3 protein-coding genes are annotated in these 2,862 nt (G+C 63.7%); all 3 read left to right on the top strand.

All coding sequences use genetic code 11. From position 1 onward, the window contains the following. Positions 1-797, top strand: a 797-nt coding sequence (gene dnaA, locus VGH54_RS21765; RefSeq protein ID WP_331514170.1) for a chromosomal replication initiator protein DnaA, incomplete at its 5' end; no start/stop codon positions are given. A gap of 519 nt (positions 798-1,316) precedes the next feature. Next, a complete protein-coding gene (gene dnaN / locus VGH54_RS21760) occupies positions 1,317-2,516 on the top strand; it encodes a DNA polymerase III subunit beta (RefSeq protein WP_331514169.1) in 1,200 nt (399 codons plus the stop codon). 7 nt (positions 2,517-2,523) lie between these two features. After that, the coding region (locus tag VGH54_RS21755) for an AAA family ATPase (protein ID WP_331514168.1) at positions 2,524-2,862 on the top strand (339 nt) is incomplete at its 3' end.

Genomic DNA, 2,862 nt, shown 5'->3' with positions numbered 1-2,862 from the left:
CCAACGACTTCATCAACTCCCTGCGCGACGACCGCAAGGTCGCCTTCAAACGCAGTTACCGCGACGTCGACGTCCTGCTGGTGGATGACATTCAGTTCATCGAGGGCAAGGAAGGCATCCAGGAGGAGTTCTTCCACACCTTCAACACCCTGCATAACGCCAACAAGCAGATCGTCATCTCGTCGGACCGGCCGCCCAAACAGCTGGCCACCCTGGAAGACCGGCTCAGGACGCGGTTCGAGTGGGGCTTGATCACCGATGTGCAGCCCCCGGAGCTGGAAACCCGCATCGCCATCTTGCGTAAGAAAGCGCAGATGGAGCGGCTGGCGGTGCCCGACGACGTGCTCGAGCTGATCGCCAGCAGCATCGAACGCAACATCCGCGAGCTGGAAGGCGCGCTGATCCGGGTCACCGCGTTCGCCTCGCTGAACAAGGCGCCGATCGACAAGGCTCTGGCCGAGATCGTGTTGCGCGATCTGATCGCCGATGCCAGCACCATGCAGATCAGTGCGGCGACGATCATGGCGGCCACCGCGGAGTACTTCGATACCACCGTCGAGGAACTACGTGGCCCCGGCAAGACCCGGGCCCTGGCCCAGTCGCGCCAGATCGCCATGTATCTATGCCGCGAACTGACGGACCTGTCGCTGCCCAAGATCGGGCAGGCATTCGGCCGCGACCACACCACGGTGATGTACGCGCAGAAGAAGATCCTCTCCGAGATGGCCGAGCGCCGCGAGATCTTCGATCACGTCAAAGAGCTCACGACGCGGATTCGCCAGCGCTCCAAGCGCTGATATTCGGGCGTAATCTCAAAAAACTTCTACCTCGGCCACAACACCTGTCACAGGATCAGCTGTGGATACCGCTGTGCGCAAACTGCTCACACACTCGCACCAATCACGGGCTCGGTGCACAACCGCGACCGATCCCCAACCGCTACCCACGAACCACACAACCCGGCCGCGTGTCATGCACAACCCGGTGGGCTCCCCCAGCAGGGCAGACGCCATGCTGTCCCCAACTTGCACAGGCCCTATTACTGTTATTGAAATATCTACTAGTTTCTTCTTTAGAAAACGGCGCTGGGGACAGGCCGTTCCACACCCCGGTCTCGACCCGGGAAAGCGCCGAGTGTCGCTGATTCTGATTAGCTTTCAAGATGGCCTCCGACGCTCTACGGTTGTGGTTCGACTGCCGTTTCGGTCGTCGGAACGGATTACGGGCACGGGCGTCCGTCGGCGGGGAATACCGCGCCTCATCTGGGGTGGAGCCGCTGACGTTGGGCTTGCTGTTCGGGGTGATGAAGGGACGCAATGGACGTGGCGACGACCACAGTCGGCCTGACCGACTTGAAGTTCCGCCTGGTGCGGGACGACTTCGCTGACGCGGTGGCGTGGGTAGCGCGGACCCTGCCGACCAGACCCACCGTGCCGGTGCTGGCCGGTGTGCTGTTGACCGGCTCGGATGACGGCCTGACAATCTCCGGATTCGACTACGAGGTGTCCGCCGAAGTGCGACTGGCCGCTGAAATCGCCTCTCCGGGAACCGCTTTGGTGTCAGGTCGACTGTTGTCCGACATCACCAAGGCACTGCCGAACAAGCCTGTCGACGTCCAGGTCGAGGGCACCAGGGTGTCGCTGGCCTGCGGAAGCGCGAAGTTCTCGTTGCCGACGATGGCGGTCGAGGACTACCCGACCCTGCCGTCGCTGCCCGAGGAGACCGGCGCGCTGCCGTCCGATGTCTTCGCCGAGGCGATCGGTCAGGTCGCGGTCGCGGCCGGCCGTGATGATACGTTGCCGATGCTGACCGGGATTCGCGTCGAAATCTCCGGCCAGTCCGTGGTTTTGGCTGCCACTGATCGGTTCCGGCTTGCGGTTCGGGAGCTGACCTGGTCGGCGGCCGCCCCCGATGTCGAGGCCGCGGTGTTGGTGCCGGCCAAGACGTTGGCCGAGGCGGCCAAGAGCGGTGCCGACGGTGCCGAGGTGCACTTGTCGTTGGGCGCTGGATCCGCGGTCGGCAAGGACGGATTGCTGGGCATCAGCGGAAATGGGAAGCGGAGCACCACCCGGCTGCTGGATGCGGAGTTCCCGAAATTCCGGCAATTGCTGCCGACCGAGCACACCGCGGTCGCGACCGTCGGTGTCGCCGAACTGAGTGAGGCGATCAAGCGTGTTGCCCTGGTGGCCGATCGCGGCGCCCAGGTCCGGATGGAATTCTCCGATGATGTGTTGCGGCTCTCGGCCGGTGCCGACGATGTGGGTCGCGCCGAAGAGGATGTGCCGGTGAAATTCGCCGGCGAACCGCTGACCATCGCGTTCAACCCGACCTACCTCACCGACGGATTGGGGTCGCTGCATTCCGAGCGGGTGTCGTTCGGGTTCACCACACCCAGCCGCCCGGCGGTGCTGCGTCCGGCCGCCGATGACGACGGGCAAGCCGGCGGCAGTGGGCCGTTCCCCGCGGCTCAGACCGAATACGTGTACTTGCTCATGCCGGTTCGTCTGCCTGGTTAGCGATTAGGTGTACGTCCGTCATCTGGGCTTACAGGACTTCCGCTCCTGGGCGAATGTGGAGCTTGAACTGACGCCGGGGCGGACGGTGTTTATCGGTCCGAATGGCTACGGCAAGACGAATCTTGTTGAGGCTCTGTGGTATTCGTCAACTTTGGGATCACATCGGGTCGCGACCGACGCGCCGCTGGTGCGGGTCGGCGCCCAACGGGCAATTGTGTCGACGATCGTGGTCAGCGAAGGCCGTGAATGTGCGGTGGACCTCGAAATCACCGCCGGGCGCGCCAACAAAGCACGCTTGAACCGCTCGCCGGTACGCAGTCCCCGCGAGGTGATCGGGGTGTTACGT

Origin of the sequence: Mycobacterium sp. (assembly GCF_036488105.1) — a bacterium.
Lineage (GTDB): Bacteria > Actinomycetota > Actinomycetes > Mycobacteriales > Mycobacteriaceae > Mycobacterium.
This window is presented reverse-complemented; position numbering and strand designations above follow the sequence as displayed.

Coding starts and splice junctions, on each gene's coding strand:
- dnaN (WP_331514169.1), top strand. CDS start 1,317: ATGGACGTGGCGACGACCACAGTCGGCCTGACCGACTTGAAGTTCCGC.